Below are 23,909 nucleotides of genomic sequence, written 5' to 3' on the forward strand. Positions count from 1 at the left end.
GCAAATGCAAACCCCGGCAAGCGTGAGCCCCCTCACACCGGGGCGGGAGGGGGCTTCGGGTGCGCCGCGGGGCCCGGGGCGGGGGCCGCGGCCGGTTGCTAGCGCGTGCGGCGGTCCTTCACGCCGAGCAGCGCACGGGCGTCGTCGGTCGACATGGCGGGCCGCTGCATGACCTGCGCCAGGTGCGCGGCGCGCTCGACGAGCTCGCGGTTGTGCTGCACCTGCTTCCCACGGGCGAACACGACGTTGTCCTCCATGCCCACCCGCAGGTGGCCGCCGGCCGACAGGGCCGCCGCCATCACCGGCAGGTGCGCCCGGCCGATGCCGGTGGCCGCCCAGCTGGTCACCTCCGGGGGCAACAGCTGCACGGCCGCCATGAGCGCGGCCGGGCTGCCCGGCATACCGCCCGGCACGTTGGTGACGAAGTCGACGTGCACCTTGCCGCCGAACGGCAGCCCGTGGGTGTCGATGAGGCGGCGCAGGGCGTGCACGTGCCCGAGGTCGAAGAGCTCGAACTCGGGCACGACCTCGCGCTCCTGGGCCTGGACGTACAGGTCGGACATGAACCCCCAGGGGTTGAGGAACACGTCGTCGCCGAAGTTGGTCGTGCCGCAGGTGAGGCTGCAGGAGTCGGGCTCGGCGTCGAGCACGGTCAGGCGCTGCTCGAGCGGGTCGTGCACGCTGCCGCCGGTGGACAGCTGGACCACGAGGGAGGTCTGCTCACGCAGCGCGTCGACGGCGGCCTTGAGGTAGCCGTGGTCGAGCGTCGGCCGGTGCTCGGCGTCGCGGATGTGGAGGTGGATCATCGCCGCGCCGGCCGCCTCGCAGGCGGTGGCCGTCTCCACGAGCTCCTCGAGCGTCGAGGGCAGCTGCGGGAAGTCCTCCTTGGACAGTTCGGCGCCGGTCGGGGCGACGGTGATCAGGGTGCTGGCGGCGGCGGCAGCGGACGAGGTGCTCGACATGCGCCCATCATGGCAGTCGGCAGGTGGGCGACTTGTCCCATGTGTGGGACACTGGGCCGAGTTTGAGCAGGGGGCCGTTCGTGGTAGGTCCCGACCGCGCGCACCCGGTGTACGGAGGCGCAGACGAGGAAAGTGGGACTGTGGACCTTCACGACTACCTGCGGGTCGTCCGGAAGCGCTGGCGCACCATCGTCGCCGTCACCCTGGCCCTCGTGGCCGTGGCCGCACTGGTGACCCTGTGGAGCCCCAAGGTCTACGAGGCCCGCACCCAGGTGTTCGTCTCCACGACCAGCTCTGACTCCTCGCAGCTCTACCAGGGCAACACCTTCACCCAGCAGCGGGTGAAGTCGTACTCGGACCTCATCACCACCCCCACCGTCCTCGACCCGGTGATCAAGGAGCTGGGCCTCAAGACCGACGCCGACGCGCTCGGGAAGAAGATCACGGCCAGCGTCCCGCTCGACACCGTGCTCATCGACGTGATGGTCGACGACACCGACCCGCAGCAGGCGGCTAGGATCGCCGACGCCGTCGGCAAGCAGTTCTCGCAGTCCGTGGCCGAGCTCGAGCGGGTCTCGAACGACAAGGCGAGCCCGGTGAAGGTCTCGGTCGTTCGCCCGCCGTCCACGCCCGACGCACCCGTCAGCCCCAAGCCGCTGCGCAACGTCGCCCTCGGTGTGGTGCTCGGGCTCATGCTCGGCCTCGGCGCCGCCCTGCTGCGCGACCTGCTCGACACCTCGATCCGCGGTGAGCGCGACATCAAGGACGTCACCGACGAGACCGTCATCGGCGGCATCATGTACGACGCCGACAGCACCAAGCGGCCGCTGATCGTGCAGGCCGACCCGCACGGCCCGCGGGCCGAGGCGTTCCGCGCCCTGCGCACCAACCTGCAGTTCATCGACGCCGCGACCCACCCGCGCTCGATGACCTTCACCTCGTCGCTGCCGGGCGAGGGCAAGACCACCACGACGGCCAACCTCGCCATCTCCATGGCGGCGGCCGGCTCGCGGGTCTGCCTCGTCGAGGGCGACCTGCGCCGCCCGCGCATGCTCAAGTACATGGGCATGGAGAACTCCGTCGGCCTCACCAACGTCCTGATCGGCCAGGCCGACCTCGACGACGTGCTGCAGCCGTTCGGCGGCTCGAACATCCAGGTGCTCGGCGCCGGCCAGATCCCGCCGAACCCCAGCGAGCTGCTCGGCTCCGAGGCCATGTCGCGCACGGTCCGCGAGCTCGAGAGCCGGTTCGACTACGTCATCATCGACGCCCCGCCCCTCCTGCCGGTGACCGACGCCGCCGTGCTGAGCACCATCACCGGTGGCGTGGTCGTCGTGGTCGGCTGCGACATCGTCCACAAGGAGCAGCTGACCCGCGGGCTGGAGTCGCTCCAGGCGGTCAACGGCAACGTCCTCGGCCTGGTCGTCAACCGCATCCCGACCAAGGGCGCCGATGCCGAGACCTACTACTACCGCGAGGGCTACGCGCCCCAGCTGCCCGCGCGCACCCGCAAGGAGCGCGCCAAGGACCGCCGGAACGAGCACGCCGGGGTCTGACCGCCGCGCGGGCCGGGGTCGACGCGCGCGCTCGGCCCACGCCTACGGCGTGACGACGACCTCCTGGCTGGCGCTCACGCCGCCGGCGAGCAGGACGGCCGCCGGGTCGGTGCTGCGCTTGACCAGGGCGAGGGCGATCGGCCCGTCCTCGTAGTGGCGGGCCACGGAGGTGAGGTGGCCGACGGCACGCTCGCCACCGGCATACACCTCGGCACCCCGCTCGGGGATGGTGTGCCCGGAGCCGTCGAGGTGCAGGAAGACCAGCCGACGCGGCGGTCGCCCGAGGTTGTGCACGCGCGCGATGGTCTCCTGCCCGCGGTAGCAGCCCTTGTGCAGGTGGACCGCCGTGCGCAGCCAGTCGACCTCGTGCGCGATGGTGCGGTGGTCGGTCTCGAAGCCGAGGCGCGGTCGCCACGCGGCGACGCGCAGCGCCTCCGACGCCCAGGTGCCGGCCAGCGGCCGGTCGCCGACCGCCTGCGCGAGCTCGGCGCGCGGCACGAGCAGCTCGCGCCAGGCGCGGCCGGCGGCAGGATGGCCCTCGGTGGGGCCGTATGCCGCGGTGTCACCGACGAGGTCGGGCCAGGGGTCGCGCCAGGCCAGCGGCTCCCCCGGGAGCGACTCGGCGCCAGAGGGCTCACCCAGCACGGCCCAGTCGGCCGAGACGTCGGCGACCTCGACCCGCAGCATGAAGCGCATCGAGTCGAGCCAGGCCACCAGCGGGGCGGCGGTGCCGGGCTCGACCGTGATCCAGGTGGTCCCACCGTCGTCGACGAGGTGCAGGTTGTGCTCGATGTGCCCCTTGGGGCTGAGCACGAGCGACTCGCGCGACAGTCGTGGCTCCAGGCCGGTCAGCAGCTGGGTGGTGATCGAGTGGAGCCAGCTGAGCCGGTCGGGCCCGGTCACGGTGACGACGCCGCGGTGGGACAGGTCGACCACGGCCAGCCCCTCGGCCAGCAGCCGCTGCTCGCGCATGGGGTCGCCGTAGTGGGCGGCCACCCCGGCGTCGGGCCCCTCCCCCTCGACGGCACCGTGGCGGTCCAGCAGGGGTGAGCGGGTCACCCGGTCCGTCTCCTCCGGGTCGGTCGTGGCCGGGTCGGTCGTGGTCATTGCTGCCTCGCGCATTCGCTGCACCATCCGTGGATTGCCATGTGTGTCACATCAGCCACAAAGCCCGTGGAGCGCAGGACATTCCCCACGAACTCCTCGGCCGCCTCCCGGGTGCACTGGTCGACCCGCCCGCAGCCGCGGCACACCAGGTGCACGTGGTCGGCGTGGTCGGCCAGGTGGTAGGTCGGGGCCCGGTGGTCGAGGTGGGTGTGGCCCACCGCGCCGAGCGACTCGAGCGCGTCGAGGGCCCGGTAGACCGTGGAGGGCGCCAGTGGCGGCCCGCCGTCCCCGGCCACCGCGGCCACGACGTCGTCGGGGGTGGCGTGGGCGAGGGAGGCGACGGCGTCGAGCACCCGCTGCCGCTGCGGCGTCATCCGCCGCCCCTGGGCCCGGAGCTTCGCACCGATGTCCTGCACCACCCCGCCACTCTACGGCCGGCCGTCGGGCGCCGCCGGGGCCGGTCAGCCCTCCTGCGGTCCGCCGCTCCACTCGACGAGGTCGCCGGTCGCCCGCAACGTCGTGTCACCGGCGGCCACCCAGACGGCGTCGCCGGCCGCGGCCAGCGCGACCTGCCCGGCCCGAACCTTCGACAGCTCCACCGGCGCGCAGCCGAGGGCCTTCTGCGGGTCGGCGGCGTCGACGACGGCCAGCCCGGCGCAGTCGTCCCGGGTCACCAGGGCCAACGTGCGCTTGCCCGTGACGGCGAGCGCCAGGGCTCCCTCGACGGGTCCGTCGTCAGACCACTGCTTGCCGGTGGCGCTCGACCTCAGCCGACCGTCGCCGCACAGCGCGACCGCAAACCGGTCGTCGACGGCGAGGTCGACCACCCCGCTGTCGCCGCACGGCTTGGCCCGGGCGCCGGCCTCGGTGCCCACCACGGCCGGGTCCTGCCCGTCGCGGTACCACGCGCCCGGGACGGTGCCCGGGCGGTCCCAGGTCTGGGCCGTGTCGCGGGTCTGCCGGAAGCGCGGCGTGCAGTCGCCGTCACCACCGATCGCGAAGGCGGCACTGCCGTTGTCCCTGACCCGCACGCGCAGGGTCGTGTCGAAGGGAGCCACGCGCGGCTGCCAGGTCTGGGCGCCGTCCTCGGTGACCGCCAGCGTCGAGCCGCCCGCGCCACAGCTGCCGCGGGCGAAGCGCCACGCGGTCGAGTCGTCGACGGCCACGAGGCCGATGGTGACCGAGGTGGGCTCGAGCACAGGGTCCTCGGCCGGGGCGGCGGACGGCGACGAGCCTCCCCCGGAGGGCGTGGCGGCCGGGGCGCTGTCGGTGGTGGCCCCGGACCCCGGGGTGGCGCCTGCACCCCCCGCGGAGACGCCGCTCTCGGCCGCCGGGCGCGCCGAGGAGCCGGACTGCCCCGAGGTCGGGGTGGCGGCGGTGCTGCGCAGGGCCAGGCCGACCAGGCCCACGTCGACGAGAAGGAACGCGCCGAGGGCGACGAGCCCGAGCGGTCCGGCGAGCCGCTTAGCCATCGGCGCGCCCGAGCGCGGCCGCGACCTGGGGGAGCGCTGACATGACCTGGGCCGACATGGTGTCGAACACTACGGCCTCGCGACGGTAGGGGTCGACGACATCGGCATCTTCGTCCGAGAGCGGCGGACGCAGGCCCCGCCTTCCCGCGGCTGCCTGCACGAGGGCCCGCACGTGCTCGCCCGCGTCGCCCGCGGCATACGCCTCCCGGGGCAGGTCGGAGACGAGGTCGGCGAGCTCGCGGAGGGTGAAGGTGTAGCGCAGCGCCCGCGGGTGCATCTGGGCGACCAGGCCCCGGTGCCGTCGGGTGGCGGTGAGCACCAGGTCGGCGGACGCCACGATCTCCGGCGTGAGCGCCCGGGCGACGAACCCGTCGGCGCTGTAGCCGGCGGCCTCGAGGAGGCGCAGGGCGGGCGGGTTCATCGGCTCGCCGACCATGGCGCCGGTGCCGGCGCTGCGGACCTCGACCACGCCGGGTCCCCACGACCGGTCGAGCTCGGCCTGCAGGGCCCGCTCCATGAAGGGCGACCGGCAGATGTTGCCGGTGCACACCGTCAGGACCCGCGCGCCGGCCACGCCGGCACCCGTCGGGCCTCCCCCGCTCATCCCGCCCCCGTCACGCCGCGCGTCTCAGCCGACGCGCTTGAGCTCGGCCGAGACGTGGCTCTGCAGCGGCTGCCCCACGGCGGCCATGTCCATGACCCACAGGAGGTTGGAGTTGACCAGCCCGTACATCCGCGCCGCGGCGTTGTACTCCTTGGCGTGGGGGCTGCGGACCACGCTGTCGGTGCGCAGCTCGATCTTCGCCGGCGCGGTGGTGCCGTGGTACATCTCCACGATCCCGGTCGGGTGGGTCAGCAGCAGCTCGACCTCGTTGTTCTCCAGCGGTCGCCAGAACCCCAGCTCGCGCGCCAGCGGACGCACCTTGTTGCCCTGCTCGTCGAGCAGCCAGGTGCGGCTCTGCCACTCGAGGAACGGCCGGCCGTCGTGGGTGACGCTGATCTCCTGCCCGAAGTGGGCGGACTCGATCGTGGGGTAGCCGACGACACCTGCGCCCTCCCACTCGCCGATCAGCCAGGCGAGCGGTGCGAGCGCGGGGGGCAGGTTGGGGTCGAGCGTGAAGGTTCCCATCGTCACTGCGGGGTCTTCACCAGGCGGTAGACGACGTAGCCGGCGAACCAGGTGACCACGATGACGGTCAGGATCAGCAGGGAGATGTAGAAGGCTTCCACGTCGATGATCGTAGCCTGAGCCCCATGTCGGCCACCGCCTCGACCACCCAGCCCGCCACGCCCCAGCGCCTGGTCGTGAAGATCACCTGCGGCCCGGAGGCCCTCGAACGGCTCAACCAGGGCCTGACCGTCGCGGCCACCGCGGCGGCGAGCGGCGTCGAGGTGAGCCTCTGGCTCACCGGTGACGCGAGCTGGGTGGCCGTGCCGGGACGGGCCGAGGAGCTGGTGCTCCCCCACGCAGCCCCGCTCTCGGAGCTGCGCGACGCCGTGCTGGCCGCCGGCACGGTCACGGTGTGCGGCCAGTGCGCCGCCCGGCGCGACCTCACCGACGCCGACCTGCTGCCCGGCGCGCAGGTCCGTGGCGCGGCCGCGTTCGTCGAGGAGGTCATGGCGCCCGACACCCGCGCCCTCGTCTACTGACCCTCACCCGCCGAAGCCACCTCGACCCGACTTCGTATGCCGCGAGCCGCCGAAGCGGCCTTCCTCGCGTCCCTTGGGCGGCTCGGCGGGTACGAAGTCGCGGGGAGATCGTCGGATGCCGCCCTGGGACCGGGCGCGCGGGAACCGGGTCAGGCGACGAGCAGACGGCCGAGGGTGTAGACGACGACCCCGCAGAGCAGCACCGACGTCGCTCCCGAGACCAGCTGCGAGCGCGAGGAGACCATCGAGGGCAGCACCGCGAGGATCCGGCGCACGGCGTGCGACGTGCCGGCGACGAGCACCCCGATGAGGGCCCCGGTGGCGGGCGACGGCCGTCCGGCCTGCAGGGCGACCGCGAGCCCGGCCACTCCGCCGACCACCATCGCCAGCGGGAGGGCCCAGGCCCGCAGCCGGGCGGTGGGCACGCCGAGGTCGGCGAGCGCCGAGAACGCGAGCGCCGCCATGGCCACGGCCAGGGTCTGCGAGCCGCCACGGGTCTGTGGCAGGGGGATGTAGGCGACCCCGCTGGCGATGATGGCCAGACCGGCCCCGGAGGCGGCGACCGACTCCGTCAGACGAGGACGCCCGTCGCGGCGGAGCAGCTGGTGGAGGAAGGCGGCGATGAGGCTCACCGCGAGGGCGGGCGGCACCCACCGCAGGAAGGGCTCGTCGGCGGCGAGGGCCGAGGCCGCGGTGCAGGCGACGGTGCCGATGACGAGCACCACCGTGGTGCCGAACCGGCTGGGCAGCCCCAGCAGCACCGGCCAGCCCCAGGCCATCACGAGACCGGCGAGGCCGACGGCGAGGGCGACCAGCAGGGGGTGGGCGTAGCCGGTGAGGGCCACCAGGGCGCTCAGCGCCATGGTCGACCCCACGGCCAGCGGGCGCCGCGAGGAGGTCGGCGGCAGCACCAGGGCCTGGGCGACCTGTGCCTCCTCGCGGCGCTGCCGCCGCGTCATGGGAGACCCGTCGGACGCCGCTGCAGGGCTCACCGGTCCGGGGGCGCGGGGACTCTGCGGTTCGTCAGGCACGCCGGCCATCCTTCCACCCACCGGCACCGGCACCCACCGGCACCATCACCCGCCGGCGAAGGGAGGCAGCACCTCGACGACGGCACCGGCCGGCAGCGCGGCGTCGCGGTCGGCCGGCACGCCCTCGAGGAGCAGCGAGCTGACGGCCGTGACCGGCTCCAGCGCGGGACGCAGGCGGGTCACGGCTGCCACGGCGTCGCCCACGGTGGCGCACCCGCTGACGGTGTCGCTGTCGACGCCCGCGGCGGCGCGGGCACCCGCCCAGTAGCGGACGGTGACGGTCGCGTCAGGGGCGTGGGGCGGCATACCGGTCTCTCTCCTCGCCCTCCCGCAGGAGGTCTCACGATGTGTGTGGCCCCCATTGTGGGGCCCGGCACCACCTATCCTGCCTTGGTATGGCCCACCTGCTGCTGCTGACCAACGCCCTGGCGCCCAGCGCCGAGGTGCTGCCGGCGCTGGGCCTGCTCGCCCACCAGGTGCGGATCCTGCCCGCCGAGCCGACCGCGCTGGTGGACGCCCCGCCCGCCGACGCGGTGCTGGTGGACGCGCGGCGCGAGCTGGCGGTCGCCAAGTCGCTCTGCCGGGTGCTGCGCGCGACCGGCGTGTCCGTCCCCTTGATGGCCGTCCTCACCGAGGGCGGCCTCGCTGCTCTCACGGCCGAGTGGGGCGTCGACGACGTGCTGCTCGACTCCGCCGGACCGGCCGAGGTCGAGGCGCGCCTGCGGCTGGCCGTGGGGCGCCTGCAGGACAGCGACGAGGGCACCGAGCTCACCATCACCTCGGGCGACGTCACCATCGACGAGGCGACCTACTCCGCGAGGGTCCGCGGCCGGCTGCTCGACCTCACCTACAAGGAGTTCGAGCTGCTGAAGTACCTCGCCCAGCACCCGGGCCGGGTCTTCACCCGCGCCCAGCTGCTGCAGGAGGTCTGGGGCTACGACTACTACGGCGGCACCCGCACGGTCGACGTCCACGTGCGGCGGCTGCGCGCCAAGCTCGGCCCCGAGCACGAGGTGCTGATCGGCACGGTGCGCAACGTCGGCTACCGCTTCGTGCCGGGCGCGCTCGAGCAGGAGAGCGACGAGCTGGCCCAGGCCTGAGACGACCGGGCCTCGAGGAACGCGGAGAGGGCGCCTCCCGCTGCTGCGGGAGGCGCCCTCCTTCACGCTCCGTGGCGTGTGCCGCGCGGCGTGTGCCGGGCGGCTGCCTGGCCTCGCCTACTGCTTGGTGATGCGGGTGAGCGGGACCGGGCTGTACGGGCTGTTCGCCTCCAGGTAGTTGGCGAAGGCGTCGATGTCGAGGCCGCCGAAGTACTTGCCGGTGCCCTGGGTGAACGTCGGGAAGCCGTCGCCACCATCGGAGAGGAAGTTGTTCGTCACGATGCGGTAGGTCGCGGTGTCCTCCAGCGGGGCGCCGTTCAGCATGACGTTGCTGATGGTGCCGTCAGCCTTGTAGGTGTAGGAGAAGCCCTTCGACACCTGGAGGATCTTGTTCGAGCCCGCATTCGAGCCGGTCACCTGCTCCTTGAGCAGCTGCTTGACCTGGGCGCCGGTGAGGCTCATCGAGACGAGGTAGTTGTTGAACGGCTGGACCGTGAACGCCTCCTCGTAGGTGACGACGCCGTCGCCCTCGCCCTTGCTCTGCGCGTAGGTGAGGTCGGCGCGGATGCCGCCGGGGTTCATGAACGCGATGACCGGCTTCTGGCCACCGGTGACCACCGACGGGTCGGCGAGCTGGGCGTCGGCGATGAGGTCGCCGAGCTCCTGCTCCCCAGCGGCGTTGGCGTTGGCGCCGCTGCGGCCGATGTCCTCGGTGATGGAGCCGAGCACGCGGCTGGCGATCGGGGCGACGAGCTTCTGGTACTTGCTGACCAGCGCGGTCTGGTCGGCATCCTTGGGCACGTCACGGGTGACCTGCATGTTGGCCGACTTCACCGAGGCCCGGACGATGTCCTGGGTGCGACGGTCGTAGGTCAGCGTGGTGTCGGTGAACAGGCGGCCGAAGGAGGAGGCCGAGGTCACGAGGCGCTGCTGGCCGGCCGGGTCCTTGACGTCACAGACGTACGGCTGGTGCGTGTGGCCGGAGATGACCATGTCGATCGCCGGGTCGAGGTTCGCGGCGATGCCGAGAATGGGCGAGGACTTCGGGTCGAGCGAGCCACCTTTGGCGCAGGTGTAGTCATAGGTCGGGTTGGCTTGGTAGATCTTGCCGTCGGGACCGGTCCACGGCTCCTTGGCCGGGCTGCCGCCCTGGTGGATCAGCACGACGATCGCGTTCACGCCCTGGGCGCGCAGCTCGGGCACCAGCGCGTTGGCGGTGGCCACCTCGTCGGTGAACTCCAGGCCCTCGACACCCGACTTGGTGACGATGTTCGGGGTCTCCTTGAGGGTCATGCCGATGAAGCCGATCTTGGCGCCCTTGATGTTCTTGATCGTGTAGGGCGGGAGGATCGTCTGGTTGGTGCCGGCGTACTTCACGTTGGCGGCGAGGAACGGGAAGTCGGCCCCCGCGAAGCTCTTGCCACCGGGGCAGGAGTCCTGGTTGTTCGCGCCGTTGCCGTCGTCGAGGCAGCCACCCCGGTCGAGGCGCTGGAGCTCCTTGTAGCCCTCGTCGAACTCGTGGTTGCCCACGGAGGTCGCGTCGAGGCCGAGCAGGTTCATCGCCTCGATGGTCGGCTCGTCGTGGAAGGCGGCCGAGAGCAGCGGGCTGGCGCCCACGATGTCGCCGGCGGCGACGGTCAGGGAGTACGGGTGACCCTCACGGGCCTGCTTCAGGTGCGTCGCGAGGTACTCGACTCCACCGGCGTCCTTCGTGACGTCGATCGGGTCGTTGACGTTGCCGTCCTTGTTCGCGTCCTTGGTGTCAGGAGCGTGGCCGACCACGTTGCGACCGCTGGAGCCCGACGGGGGCTCGAGGTTGCCGTGGAAGTCGTTGAACGACAGGAGCTGGATGTCCATCGTCGGACCGTTCGGCGCGGCGTTCGACGACGTCGACGCCAAGGCCAGACCGGTGGCCGACATCGCGGCCACGGCGAGCACCCCCGTGAGGCGCCTGCTTCGAGCTGAGGTCATGGATCGTTCCCTTGTGAAGAAGTTGCGACAGCCCGGCGGCGGCCCGGCTGAAACGCACGGTAATGGTGCGGGGTGACAAAGGGAACCGCCATTGGTGGAATGCTTCCCGTGCCGTCGCCCACCGTGCCCCCCGTGTCCACCCTCCCGTCGCTCAGCCCGGGGCAGGCCGAGGAGGTCCGCACCCTCGGTCGCCGGGCCGCTGACGCCGACGGCGTCGCCGCCCTGTCGGAGCAGACGCTGCTCTCCCTCGCTGCGCCCGAGGGGGCCGTCGAGCACGTGCTCGCGTATGCCGCGGGGCACCTGGGTGCGTACGCCCAGTGCCAGCCGGCAGGTGGTGGCGGCGGCGGTTCCGACGGGGCTGACGGCGGCAGCCCCGGCGACGGCGAGGGACCCTCCGTGGAGCTCGTGGTGGACCCGGCGCTGCGCAGGCAGGGCCTCGGCTCGGCGGTATGGGCAGCGGTGGAGGCGCGCGACCCGCGGGCGCGGGTGTGGGCGCACGGCGACCTGCCCTCGGCACGCGGGTTCGCCGCGGCCCTGGGGCTGGAGCCGGTGCGCGAGCTGCACAAGATGGCCCGCCCGCTGACCGAGGCCGACGCCACCGGTGAGGCTGCCGGGGCCGCCACCGCGCTGCCGGCCGGGTTCTCCGCCCGCACCTTCGTGCCCGGCCAGGACGAGGAGGCGTGGCTGGAGACCAACGCCGCGGCCTTCGCGCGCCACCCGGAGCAGGGCCGGCTCACCCTCGCCGACCTGCGCGAACGCATGGACCAGCCGTGGTTCGACCCGGCCGGGTTCATCGTCGTCGAGGCCGATGAGGCGCCGGGGCGGGTGGCTGCGTTCCACTGGACCAAGGTCGACCCCGAGCAGCGCTCCACCTCCGACCCGGCCGCCACGGCCGGTGAGGTCTACGTCGTCGGCGTGCACCCGGCATACCAGGGACGCGGGCTGGCCCGCCCGCTCACCGCACTGGGCCTGGCCCACCTCGCCGGGCTGGGGCTGCCGGAGGTCGTGCTCTACGTCGACGGGGACAACACCGGGGCCCTTCGGACCTACAGCAGCCTCGGTTTTCGCGACATCATGGTCGACGTCATGTATTCGCGCGCCGTTCACGCACGAGTGTGAGGATGAGCTAATGGCTGCCAGCACGAGCACCGGCGTCGAGGAGTCCGGGGCCACCGAGCCCGAGGTCTCCATCGCGAGCGCCAGCCCCCTCGACAACACCCGTTTCCAGCCCCGCGCGTCCAACGGACGCTTCATGCGGGTCGTGCAGTCCGTCGAGGACGAGACCGGGCTGCCCTCCGACCGGTTCCTCGACCGTGAGATCTCCTGGCTGCAGTTCAACGAGCGCGTGCTGCAGCTCGCGGCCGACGAGTCGGTGCCCCTGCTGGAGCGCGCCCGGTTCCTGGCGATCTTCACCTCGAACCTCGACGAGTTCTTCATGGTGCGTGTGGCCGGCCTCAAGCGACGGATCGCCACCGGCCTGGCCGTTCGGTCCGCCTCGGGCCTCGAACCCCGCGAGGTTCTCGAGCAGATCTCCCTGGTGGCCCACGAGCTGCAGTCGATGCAGTCGGCCCTCTACCGCGACCGCGTGCAGCCGGCCCTGGAGGACGAGGGCATCTCGGTGGTGCGGTGGGACGAGCTCACCGACCAGGAGCGCGAGAACCTCACCTGGATGTTCACCGACCAGGTCTTCCCCGTGCTGACCCCGCTGGCGGTCGACCCCGCGCACCCGTTCCCGTACATCTCCGGGCTGTCGCTCAACCTGGCCATCACGCTCGTCAACCCCAAGACCGGCAAGGAGCACTTCGCCCGCGTCAAGGTGCCGCCGCTGCTGCCCCGCCTGCTGCACATCGACCCCCCCGGCGGCGAGTCCGCCCTCGCCGACCACCTGCAGACGCGCTTCGTGCCGCTGGAGGAGGTCATCGCCGCCCACCTCGACATGCTCTTCCCCGGCATGGAGGTCCTCGAGCACTTCACCTTCCGCGTCACCCGCAACGAGGACTTCGAGGTGGAGGAGGACGACGCCGAGAACCTCCTCGCGGCCCTGGAGAAGGAGCTCACCCGCCGCCGGTTCGGCCCGCCGGTGCGCCTCGAGGTCGAGGACGACATCGACGGCCACGTGCTCGACATGCTCATCCGCGAGCTCGGCGTGGCCCAGCAGGACGTCTACCGGCTGCCGAAGCCGCTCGACCTGCGGGGGCTCAACCTCATCGCCGACCTCGAGCGCTCGGACCTGAAGTTCCCGGCGTTCCGGCCGCAGACGCACGCCGACCTCGCGCCCGCCGAGACGGCCAAGGCCAGCGACGTCCTCGCGGTGGTGCGCGACAAGGACGTGCTGCTGCAGCACCCCTACGACTCGTTCTCGACCTCGGTGCAGGCGTTCATCGAGCAGGCGGCCGCCGACCCCAAGGTGCTGGCCATCAAGCAGACGCTCTACCGCACCAGCGGCGACTCCCCGATCGTCGACGCCCTCATCGACGCCGCGGAGGCCGGCAAGCAGGTGCTGGCCGTCGTGGAGATCAAGGCCCGGTTCGACGAGCAGGCCAACATCAAGTGGGCCCGCAAGCTCGAGCACTCCGGCGTGCACGTCGTCTATGGAATCGTCGGGCTGAAGACCCACTGCAAGCTCTCGCTCGTGGTGCGGCAGGAGGCCGACGGCCTGGTCCGCTACTGCCACGTGGGCACCGGCAACTACAACCCGAAGACCGCCCGGCTCTACGAGGACTTCGGGCTGCTCACCTGCGACCCGCAGGTGGGCGAGGACCTCACCCGGCTGTTCAACCAGCTGTCCGGGATCGCCCCGCGCACCAAGTTCAAGCGCCTGCTGGTGGCCCCGCGGTCGATCCGCGCCGGGCTCATCGAGCGCATCGAGGGAGAGATCGCCCATGCGGCAGCCGGAAACGGTGGCCTGGTGCAGATCAAGGTGAACTCGATCGTCGACGAGCAGGTCATCGACGCGCTCTACCGGGCCTCGCAGGCAGGGGTGCAGGTCGACATCTGGGTCCGCGGCATCTGCGCCGTGCGCCCCGGGGTGAAGGGCCTGTCCGACAACATCCGGGTGCACTCCAACCTCGGCCGGTTCCTCGAGCACTCGCGGGTCTTCGTCTTCGGTGGCGCCGGCGAGCCGGAGGTCTTCATCGGCAGCGCCGACATGATGCACCGCAACCTCGACCGGCGGGTCGAGGCGCTGGTGCGGATCACCGACCCCCGGCACGTCGAGGAGCTGTGCACCCTGCTGGCGCGGGGCATGAGCGGCGACTACACGCACTGGGAGCTCGCCGACGACGGCCGCTGGATCCGGCACACCACCGACTCCGAGGGCGCCCCGCTGCCCGACCTGCAGACCGCCCTGGTCGAGATGCACTCCAAGCGCCGGCGGAAGGCCCGACGCCGTTGAGCCAGGTGGTCCCTGACCCTGGCCGCGGCCCGCTGGTGACCGCCGCCGACGCCAGGCACCGGGGTCCGTCATGCCGGTGATCCCCGCTGCCGGCACGCTGCCGTGGCGTCGACGGGCGGATCGGCTGGAGGTGGCGCTGGTGCACCGCCCCAAGTACGACGACTGGGCGTGGGCCAAGGGCAAGCTCGACCAGGGCGAGGACTGGGCGGTGGCCGCCGCGCGCGAGACGCACGAGGAGACGGCGCTGGAGGTCAGGCTCGGCCGCCCGCTGCCCTGCTCGACGTACACGGTGCTCGGCAAGGACGGCGAGCCCGCCGCCAAGGAGGTGCGCTACTGGGCGGCCCGGGTGACCGGTGGCACCGGACAGCTCGCCAACGAGATCGACGAGGTGCGCTGGCTCGACGTGGTCGCCGCGCACGACCTGCTCGACTACGCGCGCGACCGCGACCAGCTGAGGGCGCTGGTGCGCGCGGACGCCGCCGGCGCGCTCGACACGTGGCCGCTCGCGCTGGTGCGGCACGCCAAGGCCGTGCCCCGCGGGCAGTGGAAGGACCCCGACGACCAGCGGCGCCCGCTCGACCGCGTCGGGCGCGGACGCGCGGACGCCATCGTGCCGCTGCTCGCGGCATACGGGGTGCGGCGGCTGGTCAGCTCACCGTCGGTGCGGTGCGCCGACACGATCGCGCCGTATGCCGCCTGGCTGGGCCAGCCGCTGCGGCTCAGGGAGGGGCTCTCGGAGGAGGGCTACGAGGCGGACCCGACCCGGGCACCGCACCACCTCTCGCGCCTGCTCCGGCGCGGCACGCCCGCCGTGCTGTGCAGCCACGGCCCGGTGCTGCCGGGTCTGCTCGAGCAGCTCGTCGGCCTCGTCGACCACGGCAGCGACGACGGCCCGGGTGCGGCGAAGCAGCTCGCCGAGGCCGCCGAGGAGAAGATGGTCAAGGGCGAGGTGCTGGTCGCGCACCTGGTCGGCCGGGGCGCCGACGCGCGGGTCGTGGCCGTGGAGCGCCACCTCCCCTGACCTGTGCCGGAAGTGGCGTGGCTCCTGCGGGACTTGACCCGCTCCTGACGGGTTGTTCAACTGTGGCTCAGGTGGCGTCTGCGCACGCGTGGGGCAAAGTCTCGGGCTTGTTCACCCTCCGTTCACCCGGCACCGGCCATCGCGTCACTCACCGCTCCTACCTTCACGAACGTCGGGCATCCCGCCCGCCACCGAACATCGGGCACCTGCCCGCCACTGACTTTCTCTCGTGGAGAGGTTTGATCGTGAAGATTCAGCGTTTCGGCATGCTGGCCGGCGCCACCCTCGTCGGGTCGCTCGCCCTGTCGGCCTGCGGGTCGGACAACAACACCGCCGGCTCGGGCTCGCAGGGCTCCGCCTCCGGTTCGGCCAGCTCCGCGGAGTGCGCCAAGGGCACCCTGAACGCCGAGGGCTCCTCCGCCCAGAAGAACGCCATCGAGGAGGCCATCTCCTCCTTCCAGGACGCGTGTGAGGGCGCCACCGTCAACTACAACCCGACCGGCTCCGGTGCGGGCATCAAGCAGTTCCTCGCCGGCCAGGTCGACTTCGCCGGCTCCGACTCCGCCCTGAAGAAGGAGGCGAAGGACGGCAAGATCGAGACCGAGGAGGCCCAGAAGCACTGCGGCTCCCCCGCCTGGAACCTGCCCATGGTGACCGGCCCGATCGCCGTCTCCTACAACCTTCCCGGCGTCTCCAAGCTCGTGCTCACCCCCGAGGTCATCGCGAACCTGTTCAACGGCAAGATCACCACCTGGAACGACCCGGCGATCGCCAAGATCAACCCCGGCGTCAAGCTGCCGAGCACCCCGGTCAAGGTCTTCTTCCGCTCCGACGAGTCGGGCACCACCGAGAACTTCACCAAGTACCTCAAGGCCGCCGCGCCCAGCGCGTGGACCGCCGAGCCCAGCAAGAGCTGGACCGGCAAGGGCGAGGGCAAGGAGAAGTCCGCGGGTGTCGCGAGCGCCGTGCAGTCCACCGAGGGCGGCCTCACCTACGCCGAGTGGTCCTACGCCAAGGACAACAAGCTCGGCATCGCGCAGGTCGACAACGGCGCCGGGCCGGTCGAGCTGACCGGTGAGTCCGTCGGCAAGGCCGTCGCCGCCGCCAAGCAGGACGGCGAGGGCAACGACCTGCGCCTCAAGCTCGACTACGCCACCAAGGAGTCCGGCGCCTACCCGATCCTCCTGGTCACCTACGAGATCGTCTGCTCCAAGGCGCAGGACCCGGCCAAGGTCGACCTGACCAAGGCGTTCCTGAAGCACTTCGCCTCCGCGGACACCCAGAAGTCGCTCGAGGAGATCGGCTACGCGCCGCTCCCGTCCGAGGTCCAGTCCAAGGTCGAGGCCGCCATCTCGGCGCTCTCCTGACCCTCGTATGCCGCGCGGCAGGGCACTTCGCCCGCCGCGCGGCATACTGCCGTTGTCCCCCGAGGAACGTAAGGCCCCACGTGAGCACGATCACCGGCGTCACCGCTGCTGACGAGACCCCCACCCCGACCTCTGGCTCCCCGCTCGGCGGGGACGCCGCCGGCACCGGTCGCCTCGGCGACCGCCTGTTCGGCGGCCTGGCCACGGGTGCAGGCGGTCTCGTCGTCGCCCTGGTCACCCTGATCGGCGTCTTCCTGCTGTGGCAGGCGATCCCGGCGCTGGCCCACAACGAGGCCAGCTTCCTCACCTCGCGCGAGTGGTCCGTCGGCGGCGACCACCCCCGGTTCGGCATCGTCGAGCTGCTGTGGACCACCGTGGCGTCGTCGCTGATCGCGATGGCGCTCGCCGTGCCCGTGGGCGTGGGCGTCGCGCTGTTCATCACGCAGTACGCCCCCCGCTGGCTCTCCCGGCCGGCCGCCAGCCTGGTCGACCTGCTCGCCGCGGTGCCGTCGATCGTCTACGGCCTGTGGGGGGTGCTGACCTTCCGCGCCGCTGTCCGCCCCGTCGAGGACTTCCTGCAGTCCAAGCTCGGCTGGTTCCCGCTGTTCGCCAAGACCGGCATCTCCGGCGGCACCATCTTCTTCATCGGCATCGTGCTCGCCATCATGGTGCTGCCCATCGTCACGGCCCTCTCCCGTGAGGTGTTCGCCCAGACGCCGGTCGCCCACAAGGAGGGCGCCCTCGCGCTCGGCGCCACCCGCTGGGAGATGATCCGCACCTCGGTCCTGCCGTTCGGCCGGCCCGGCGTCATCAGCGCGTCGATGCTGGCCCTCGGCCGCGCCCTCGGCGAGACCATCGCCGTGACCTTCATCGTCTCGACCCTCTCGCCGGGCAACCCCTGGTCGTGGTCGCTGTTCAACGGCGGTGAGACCTTCGCGTCGCGCATCGCCAACAACGCGGCCGAGTTCGACTCGCCGCAGAAGACCGGTGCCTTCATCGCCGCAGGCCTGGTGCTCTTCGTGCTCACCTTCGTGGTGAACGCGATCGCCCGCATCGTGATCGAGCGCAGGAAGGCCTTCACCGAATGACCACCGACACCCGCGTCGGCTCGACCAGCCCGGGCCCCGTCCTCCCGGCGCTCGGCAACCCGTCGCGCTCGCGGACTATCCGCGACCAGGTCGCCCGCGTGGTGATGTGGCTGGCGTTCCTCGTGGCGGTCGTCCCGCTCGTGTGGATCCTCTGGACCGTCGTCAGCCACGGTGGGCATCTGCTCATGGAGTCGCAGTGGTGGACCAACTCCCAGCGCGGCATCACCTCGCGCCGGGCCGGGGGCGGCGCCGTCCACGCCATCCAGGGCACCCTGATCCAGGCCGCCGTCACCGCCCTCATCGCGGTGCCGATCGCCGTGATGACCGCCATCTACCTCGTGGAGTACGGCCGCGGGAAGTTCGCCAAGGCCGTCTCCTTCATGGTCGACATCCTCACCGGCATCCCCTCGATCGTCGCGGCCCTGTTCATCTACGCGGTGTGGGTCACGACGTTCGGCTTCCAGCGGGTCGGCTTCGCCGTGTCGCTCGCGCTGGTGCTGCTCATGATCCCCGTGGTCGTGCGCTCCACCGAGGAGATGCTCAAGCTCGTGCCGAACGAGCTGCGCGAGGCCTCCTACGCCCTCGGCGTCCCCAAGTGGAAGACCATCGCCAAGGTCGTGCTGCCCACGGCCTTCTCCGGCATCGTCACCGGCATCCTCCTCGGCCTGGCGCGCGTCATGGGTGAGACCGCCCCGCTGCTGATCCTCGGCCCGTACACCAAGTCGATCGCGACCAACTTGTTCAGCGGCTACATGCCGACGCTGCCGACCATGATCAACCAGGACCGCACCGAGCTCGGCCAGCCCGCGGCCGTCGAGCGCATGTGGGGCGCGGCCCTGACCCTGATCCTCCTCATCCTCCTCCTCAACATCGCCGGCCGCCTCGTGGCGCGCTTCGGCTCGGTGAAGAAGTGACTGAAGAAGTGACGCCGGCCCGCACGGTCCGGCCACACGGCATACCCCTCATGCACCCCGCACCACTCATGAAAGACGAAACCTTCTGATGGCAAAGCGCATCGACGTCAGCGACCTGAACGTCTACTACGGCCAGTTCAAGGCCGTGGAGGGCGTGACCATGACGGTCGAGCCCCGCTCCGTCACCGCCTTCATCGGCCCCTCGGGCTGCGGCAAGTCGACCTTCCTGCGGACGCTCAACCGCATGCACGAGGTGATCCCCGGCGGTCGCGTCGAGGGCAAGGTCCTGCTCGACGACCAGGACCTCTATGCCTCCGACGTCGACCCGGTGGCGGTGCGCCGCACGATCGGCATGGTGTTCCAGCGGCCCAACCCGTTCCCCACCATGTCGATCTACGACAACGTCGCGGCCGGTCTGCGCCTCAACGGCGTCAAGGGCAGGAAGAAGCTCGACGAGGTCGTCGAGAAGTCGCTGCGCGGCGCGAACCTCTGGAACGAGGTCAAGGACCGGCTGAACAAGCCCGGCGCCGGCCTCTCCGGTGGCCAGCAGCAGCGCCTCTGCATCGCCCGGGCCATCGCCGTGGAGCCGCAGGTGCTGCTGATGGACGAGCCGTGCTCGGCGCTCGACCCGATCTCGACCCTGGCGATCGAGGACCTCATCAACGACCTGAAGTCGCAGTACACGATCGTCATCGTCACGCACAACATGCAGCAGGCCGCCCGCGTCTCGGACCGCACCGCGTTCTTCAACCTCGCGGCGACCGGCAAGCCCGGCAAGCTGGTCGAGATCGACGACACCCACCGCATCTTCAACAACCCCAGCGTGAAGGCGACCGAGGACTACATCTCCGGCCGCTTCGGCTGACCCCGAACCCCCTTCCTCTCCCGACTTCGTCTACGCGGAGCCGCTCATGCCGCCTCCCACGCGGCGCTTCAGCGGGACGGCGTAGACGAAGTCACTGTCCACAGGCCAAGCACCTCTGCCCCACTCGCCACCCGCAGCGAGATGCTGACGGCCCTGACGCGGCACCAGGTGCAGGGCTGCCTGGCGCGGGGCGACCTCACGCCCCTGCGGCCCGGCCTGTATGCCGTGCCCGAGCCGTGGTCGTCGCTCGCACCCCGCGAGCGTCACCAGCTGCTGGCCGACAACGTGGGCCGCGCGGACGGCAGGGCCGCGCTCAGCCATGTCAGTGCAGCCCTGGTCTGGGGGTTGCCCAACCCCCACGGTGAGCTGCCGCGGGTGGAGCTCACGGTGACCGATCGGCCCCGGGTGAGCCGCGCCAACAGCAAGGCCCACCTGCACCGCGCGGATCTCCCCCAGCGACACCTGCGCGAGGTCGACGGTCTGCTCGTCACCTCCCCCGCCCGAACGGTCGTCGACTGCTTCCGCTCCCTGAGCCTGGGCGATGCCGTGGCCATCGGCGACGCAGCCCTCCGCGGCGGCCTCACCAGTCTGCTGGAGATCGAGGACGTCCTCGACGTCCAGTACCGCTGGCCGTGCCTCGGAAGGGCACGCGACGGCATACCGCTCCTTGACGGCGGACGGGAGAACTGGCTGGAGTCCTACTCCGCCGCTGCCCTCTACCGGCAGGGCATTCCGCTGGCCACCCCGTAGGTGAGCGTCTTCACGGGGGATGGTCGCTTCGTCGCAAGGGTGGATGCACTGTGGGAGTACGAGGGAATCGTGGGCGAGGCGGATGGGGCAGGGAAGTACCTCGGCGAGTTCGACGACAGCGGTGACCGGTCAGGTGACGCCGTCGCCCGGAGGGTGATTCAGGCAGGCGTCCGCGAGTCGCGACTGCGGGAGCTCGGCTTCGCGGTGGTCCGTTGGGAACCGGGCGAGATCACGCGCAGGCCCGGGGTCGTGGCGGATCGCTGGTTAGCGGCCCGGGCCCGCCACGACCCCTCACGGATCAGGGCGCGAGTACGACCCGAGGGCCAAACGGCGATGACTTGGTATGCGCCGAGCCGCTGACACCCGGTCATTGTCGGGCGATCAGCGGCTCGGTGGATTCGAAGTCGGGGAGTGGCGGTGGGTCAGAGGAGGATGGCGTTGCCGATGTAGAAGGCGAGAGCAGCCGCGAGACCGGCACCGGGGAAGGTGAAGACCCAGGCGCCCACGATGTTGCCGGCCACGCCCCACCGGACGGCCGACAGCCGCTTCGTGGAGCCCACGCCCATGATCGCCGACGTGATCGTGTGGGTCGTCGAGATCGGCGCCCCGAAGCCCATGCCGGCGACGTACAGGATGCCGGCAGCGGTCGACTCGGCCGCGAAGCCGTGCGGCGGGTCGAGGTGGATGATGCGGCGCCCGAGGGTGCGCATGATCCGCCACCCACCGGCGTAGGTGCCGAGCGAGATGACGATCGCACTCATCAACAGCACCCACCACGGGACCTCGCTGCCGGTGTGGAAGCCCCCGACGGTCAGCGCCAGGACGACGACACCGGCGGTCTTGGAGGCGTCCTGAAGGCCGTGGCCGAACGCCATCGCCGCAGCGGAGGCGGTCTGGGCGTAGCGGAAGCCGCGGGAGACCTTGCCCGGTTGGGCCCGCCGGAAGAGCCAGAGGATCGCGGTCATCGCGAGGTAGCCCACGATGATGCCGACGACCGGCGAGGCCACCATGGGGATGACGACCTTCTCCCAGATGCCCGCCCACTTCACGGTCGCCCCGGCCGCCAGCGCGGCGCCGCCGAGACCCCCGATCAGCGCGTGGGAGGACGACGAGGGCAGGCCGTACCACCAGGTCAGCAGGTTCCACCCGATGGCGCCGATGAGCGCCGCCGCACAGATGAGCAGCCCGACGCTGCCCTGAGGGGCGTCGATGATGCCCTTGCCCACGGTGTCCGCGACCTTCTTGCCGAAGAACGCGCCGAAGAGGTTGGCCACGGCAGCCATGCCCAGTGCCACGCGCGGGGTCAGCGCCCGCGTCGAGACGGAGGTGGCGATGGCGTTCGCCGCGTCATGGAAGCCGTTGGTGTAGTTGAAGCCCATCGCCAGGGCGATGACGATGCCGATCGGCAGCCATTCCACGAGGTCAGGACTCCTTGACCGCGATGCTCTCGACCTTGTGGGCCACCTGCTCGAAGGCGTCGGCGGCGGCCTCGAGCTCCTCGATGACCTCCTTGTGCTTCATCACCGTGATCGCGTCCGTGGACTCGCCGTTGAAGAGCTCGGCGAGCAGGCGGCGGTAGCACTGGTCGGCCTGGTTCTCGAGGCGGTTGATCTCGATCCAGTACTCCGAGAGGTCCTTCATCGAGCGCAGTCGCGGCATGGCGTCGGCAGTGAGCTGCGACATCCGCACCAGCACCTCCACCTGCTCCGATACACCGGCCGGCAGCTCACCGATGCGGTACAGCACGATGAGGTCGACGGCGGCGTCCATGAGGTCCATGCAGTCGTCGAGGGTCGCGGCGAGCCCGTGGATGTCCTCGCGGTCGAACGGCGTGATGAACGAGGAGTTCACCTTGCGGATGATCTCGTGCGTTGCCTCGTCGGCCTGGTGCTCGATCTCACGCATGCGGGCCGCGATGGCCTCGCGCTCGGAGATAGGCGCACCAAGGATCGTCGTGAGCTCACGGGAGCCGTCCACCAGGTAGGAGGCGGACTTGGCGAACAGGTCGTAGAAGCTGTTTTCCTGGGGGGTCAGGCGGAAGCCCACGAGCATTCTCCGGTCATGCGAGGAAATGGCCGGGGATGATGCTACGGCCTCGCAGACACTCGCACGCAATCAGGAGTTCACCGAGCCCCTCCTGCGCAGGTCAGAGGGCCACGGCCGCGGCGCCCGGGGGGCAGGTCAGACGTGCTGGGGGCTCTTGGCGCCCTTCGCCACGCCCATCCCGCGGTCCACGCCGAGCACCTCGTCGATCTCGTCCTCGCTCAGCGGGCCCTCGCTCGCGGAGGCAGCCACGACCAGGTCGCCGACGAGCTCGATCTCGTCCTGGAGGGCGCCGTCCGTGAGGTCGGCGCCGACGATCGGGTCTGGTGCCATAACGCAACGCTAGCCGAGGGCGCCAGAAACGCCGAGAGTTCTTTGCCATGTCTTGACCGCTTCCACCCATAGATGACTCGTCCGGGCCATGCGTGCATGCCCGCGCTAGTCACGCCGGGCCACGGGGGCGATGATGGTGCGGTGACAGCGCCCGCAGAGCCGTCGGACGCGCCGTTCGACCTCGCCGACGCCGTCGACTCCGCGTCGACGGAGGAGCGTGGTTCGTTCACCCATGGGGTATGCCGCGTGTGCGGCTGGACGGGGCCGGGTCGGCGTTCGCGGGAGCGGGCACGCGACGACGTGGGGGCCCACCGGGCCGGGGACTGCCCGGTCTAGATGTGTGCGCCGGGCTGGGAGCGCCTCACGGCGCGTGGCCGCTCGTAGCGGCTTCAGTTGGGACCCGGGGCTACCGCAGCCCGGCGCACGTCTGACTGTAACCGGAGCCCGTCCCGGAATGTTCCGGCTGTCCCCACATTGAGCCGAAGGGCCCACAACGCCGCAGGTCAGCCGCCAACTGCCGATTCAATAGCCACCGCCGGTTCGGCAGCCGCGCCAGGTTCGGCAGCCGCAGGTCAGAGCAGCTCGTCGGCACGCCAGAGCCGGGCGCAGGCCTCGAGGTCCTCGGCGGTCGAGAGCAGGGACGACGCCCGGCGGGTCTGCGTCGAGGCCGCCTCGGCGTCCTGCACGTCGGTGGTGTGGGCCCGGTCGGCGCGGCCCGACGACACGACCCGGCAGAAGGCGCCCGCCCGCTCCAGCGCGACGGCGAGGTCGCCCTCGAAGACGCCGCGCAGGATGGAGTCGGCCAGGCTGCGGATCTCCTGCGGCCCGGGCGGCTCCGCGACCCCGGCGACCACGTGGTTGACGTCGGCGAACCGCACCCCGGCGGTGTAGTCGGCGCTCGCCTCCTCGGGGCTGCGCTGCACCCACTCGTGCAGGGCGTACAGCCGCCAGAGCGCGCCCGGCAGGCTGCGGGCCGGCCGGTCGGCCCAGAGCTCGGCCAGCGTCGAGAGGCCGAGCTCGTCGACGAGGGCCACGAGGCGCGTCGTGACCTCGGGGTCCTCCGACGACCGCCCGGCCCCGACGAGCACGGCCGCGGTCGCGTGGGCCACCTCGGTGACCTCGGCGGGGTCGGGCACCAGACCGCCCTGGGTCTCCATCGCAGCCGGGCTGAAGAACGCAGGACGGCGCGGCGCGCCTCGCCCGCTCGGTTCGTTCCTCATCAGCCCAGTCTCGCACCGGCACGCCCACCACGCGCGGACGCGGTCCGGCCGCCGTGGCGGGGGTG

At 71.6% G+C, this 23,909-nt stretch carries 24 protein-coding genes; 11 read left to right on the forward strand and 13 right to left on the reverse strand.

Translation table 11 applies throughout. The annotated features are described in order from the left end of the window. Positions 1–98: 98 nt before the first annotated feature. Entirely contained in the window at positions 99–962 is an 864-nt protein-coding gene (locus tag BMW78_RS08800) for a beta-keto acid cleavage family enzyme (RefSeq protein ID WP_091758436.1), read from the reverse strand. A gap of 140 nt (positions 963–1,102) precedes the next feature. On the opposite strand from BMW78_RS08800, the gene BMW78_RS08805 reads away from it, so the two are divergent. Continuing rightward, positions 1,103–2,518 (forward strand): tyrosine-protein kinase domain-containing protein, encoded by a 1,416-nt coding sequence (locus BMW78_RS08805; protein WP_177180323.1) that lies wholly within the window; start codon positions 1,103–1,105, stop codon positions 2,516–2,518. A 42-nt stretch (positions 2,519–2,560) separates the two neighbouring features. Here the strand turns inward: BMW78_RS08805 and ygfZ are convergent, their stop codons facing one another. From ygfZ to BMW78_RS08830, 5 genes are read right to left on the reverse strand one after another with little or no spacing between them, the layout of a single operon-like run. After that, entirely contained in the window at positions 2,561–3,625 is a 1,065-nt protein-coding gene (ygfZ, locus tag BMW78_RS08810; RefSeq protein ID WP_091758440.1) for a CAF17-like 4Fe-4S cluster assembly/insertion protein YgfZ, read from the reverse strand. Next, on the reverse strand, positions 3,622–4,044 hold the full coding sequence (locus BMW78_RS08815) for a Fur family transcriptional regulator (RefSeq protein ID WP_245735754.1): 423 nt from the start codon (positions 4,042–4,044) through the stop codon (positions 3,622–3,624). The genes ygfZ and BMW78_RS08815 overlap by 4 nt, the downstream gene beginning before the upstream one ends. A gap of 42 nt (positions 4,045–4,086) precedes the next feature. After that, positions 4,087–5,097, reverse strand: coding sequence for a hypothetical protein (locus BMW78_RS08820; RefSeq protein ID WP_091758441.1), 1,011 nt, complete (start codon positions 5,095–5,097; stop codon positions 4,087–4,089). Beyond that, positions 5,090–5,701 carry an arsenate reductase/protein-tyrosine-phosphatase family protein gene (locus BMW78_RS08825; RefSeq protein WP_091758443.1) on the reverse strand — a complete coding sequence of 204 codons (612 nt, stop codon included), beginning with the start codon at positions 5,699–5,701 and terminating at the stop codon, positions 5,090–5,092. The genes BMW78_RS08820 and BMW78_RS08825 overlap by 8 nt, the downstream gene beginning before the upstream one ends. A 24-nt stretch (positions 5,702–5,725) precedes the next feature. After that, the gene (locus BMW78_RS08830; protein ID WP_091758445.1) at positions 5,726–6,226 is read right to left on the reverse strand and encodes a heme-binding beta-barrel domain-containing protein; all 501 of its coding nucleotides are present in this window, start codon (positions 6,224–6,226) and stop codon (positions 5,726–5,728) included. Between the two features lie 125 nt (positions 6,227–6,351). Between BMW78_RS08830 and BMW78_RS08835 the strand changes: the two genes are divergently transcribed. Then, positions 6,352–6,747 (forward strand): DsrE family protein, encoded by a 396-nt coding sequence (locus tag BMW78_RS08835; RefSeq protein ID WP_177180324.1) that lies wholly within the window; start codon positions 6,352–6,354, stop codon positions 6,745–6,747. Between the two features lie 149 nt (positions 6,748–6,896). Here the strand turns inward: BMW78_RS08835 and BMW78_RS08840 are convergent, their stop codons facing one another. Continuing rightward, on the reverse strand, positions 6,897–7,778 hold the full coding sequence (locus tag BMW78_RS08840) for a hypothetical protein (RefSeq protein ID WP_218144290.1): 882 nt from the start codon (positions 7,776–7,778) through the stop codon (positions 6,897–6,899). A 45-nt stretch (positions 7,779–7,823) separates the two neighbouring features. Next, a complete protein-coding gene (locus tag BMW78_RS08845; protein WP_091758449.1) occupies positions 7,824–8,084 on the reverse strand; it encodes a MoaD/ThiS family protein in 261 nt (86 codons plus the stop codon). Between the two features lie 89 nt (positions 8,085–8,173). Between BMW78_RS08845 and BMW78_RS08850 the strand changes: the two genes are divergently transcribed. After that, complete coding sequence (locus BMW78_RS08850; RefSeq protein WP_091758450.1) at positions 8,174–8,878, forward strand: response regulator transcription factor; 705 nt, start codon at positions 8,174–8,176, stop codon at positions 8,876–8,878. A gap of 117 nt (positions 8,879–8,995) precedes the next feature. On the opposite strand, the gene BMW78_RS08855 is transcribed toward BMW78_RS08850, so the two are convergent. Continuing rightward, entirely contained in the window at positions 8,996–10,849 is a 1,854-nt protein-coding gene (locus BMW78_RS08855; RefSeq protein WP_091758452.1) for a bifunctional metallophosphatase/5'-nucleotidase, read from the reverse strand. 132 nt (positions 10,850–10,981) lie between these two features. On the opposite strand from BMW78_RS08855, the gene mshD reads away from it, so the two are divergent. From mshD to BMW78_RS08895, 8 genes are all read left to right on the forward strand, one after another. Then, positions 10,982–11,968: a mycothiol synthase gene (mshD, locus tag BMW78_RS08860; RefSeq protein WP_245735755.1), complete on the forward strand. Its 987-nt coding sequence runs from the start codon at positions 10,982–10,984 to the stop codon at positions 11,966–11,968. A 10-nt stretch (positions 11,969–11,978) separates the two neighbouring features. Continuing rightward, positions 11,979–14,243, forward strand: coding sequence for an RNA degradosome polyphosphate kinase (locus BMW78_RS08865; RefSeq protein ID WP_091758456.1), 2,265 nt, complete (start codon positions 11,979–11,981; stop codon positions 14,241–14,243). 70 nt (positions 14,244–14,313) lie between these two features. Then, complete coding sequence (locus BMW78_RS08870; protein WP_091758458.1) at positions 14,314–15,264, forward strand: NUDIX hydrolase; 951 nt, start codon at positions 14,314–14,316, stop codon at positions 15,262–15,264. Between the two features lie 245 nt (positions 15,265–15,509). Next, the gene (gene pstS, locus BMW78_RS08875; RefSeq protein WP_245735756.1) at positions 15,510–16,631 is read left to right on the forward strand and encodes a phosphate ABC transporter substrate-binding protein PstS; all 1,122 of its coding nucleotides are present in this window, start codon (positions 15,510–15,512) and stop codon (positions 16,629–16,631) included. Between the two features lie 80 nt (positions 16,632–16,711). Beyond that, positions 16,712–17,719 (forward strand): phosphate ABC transporter permease subunit PstC, encoded by a 1,008-nt coding sequence (gene pstC / locus BMW78_RS08880; protein ID WP_091758460.1) that lies wholly within the window; start codon positions 16,712–16,714, stop codon positions 17,717–17,719. Further along, a complete protein-coding gene (gene pstA / locus BMW78_RS08885) occupies positions 17,716–18,633 on the forward strand; it encodes a phosphate ABC transporter permease PstA (RefSeq protein WP_091758462.1) in 918 nt (305 codons plus the stop codon). Before pstC ends, pstA begins: the two co-directional genes overlap by 4 nt. A gap of 88 nt (positions 18,634–18,721) precedes the next feature. After that, entirely contained in the window at positions 18,722–19,498 is a 777-nt protein-coding gene (pstB, locus tag BMW78_RS08890) for a phosphate ABC transporter ATP-binding protein PstB (protein ID WP_091758464.1), read from the forward strand. 141 nt (positions 19,499–19,639) lie between these two features. Beyond that, a complete protein-coding gene (locus BMW78_RS08895; RefSeq protein WP_091758466.1) occupies positions 19,640–20,248 on the forward strand; it encodes a type IV toxin-antitoxin system AbiEi family antitoxin domain-containing protein in 609 nt (202 codons plus the stop codon). 422 nt (positions 20,249–20,670) lie between these two features. Here BMW78_RS08895 and BMW78_RS08905 read toward each other — a convergent pair whose 3' ends face one another. The 4 genes from BMW78_RS08905 to BMW78_RS08925 all read right to left on the reverse strand — a co-directional run bounded on the left by BMW78_RS08905 (position 20,671) and on the right by BMW78_RS08925 (position 23,844). Continuing rightward, positions 20,671–21,666 carry an inorganic phosphate transporter gene (locus BMW78_RS08905; RefSeq protein WP_177180325.1) on the reverse strand — a complete coding sequence of 332 codons (996 nt, stop codon included), beginning with the start codon at positions 21,664–21,666 and terminating at the stop codon, positions 20,671–20,673. 4 nt (positions 21,667–21,670) lie between these two features. Beyond that, positions 21,671–22,294 carry a DUF47 domain-containing protein gene (locus BMW78_RS08910; RefSeq protein WP_091759115.1) on the reverse strand — a complete coding sequence of 208 codons (624 nt, stop codon included), beginning with the start codon at positions 22,292–22,294 and terminating at the stop codon, positions 21,671–21,673. 135 nt (positions 22,295–22,429) lie between these two features. Next, the gene (locus BMW78_RS08915; protein ID WP_091758470.1) at positions 22,430–22,624 is read right to left on the reverse strand and encodes a hypothetical protein; all 195 of its coding nucleotides are present in this window, start codon (positions 22,622–22,624) and stop codon (positions 22,430–22,432) included. 572 nt (positions 22,625–23,196) lie between these two features. Then, a complete protein-coding gene (locus tag BMW78_RS08925) occupies positions 23,197–23,844 on the reverse strand; it encodes a hypothetical protein (RefSeq protein WP_091758473.1) in 648 nt (215 codons plus the stop codon). Between the last annotated feature and the right edge of the window lie 65 nt (positions 23,845–23,909).

The organism is Pedococcus cremeus, from assembly GCF_900111375.1.
Classification (GTDB): Bacteria; Actinomycetota; Actinomycetes; order Actinomycetales; family Dermatophilaceae; genus Pedococcus_A; species Pedococcus_A cremeus.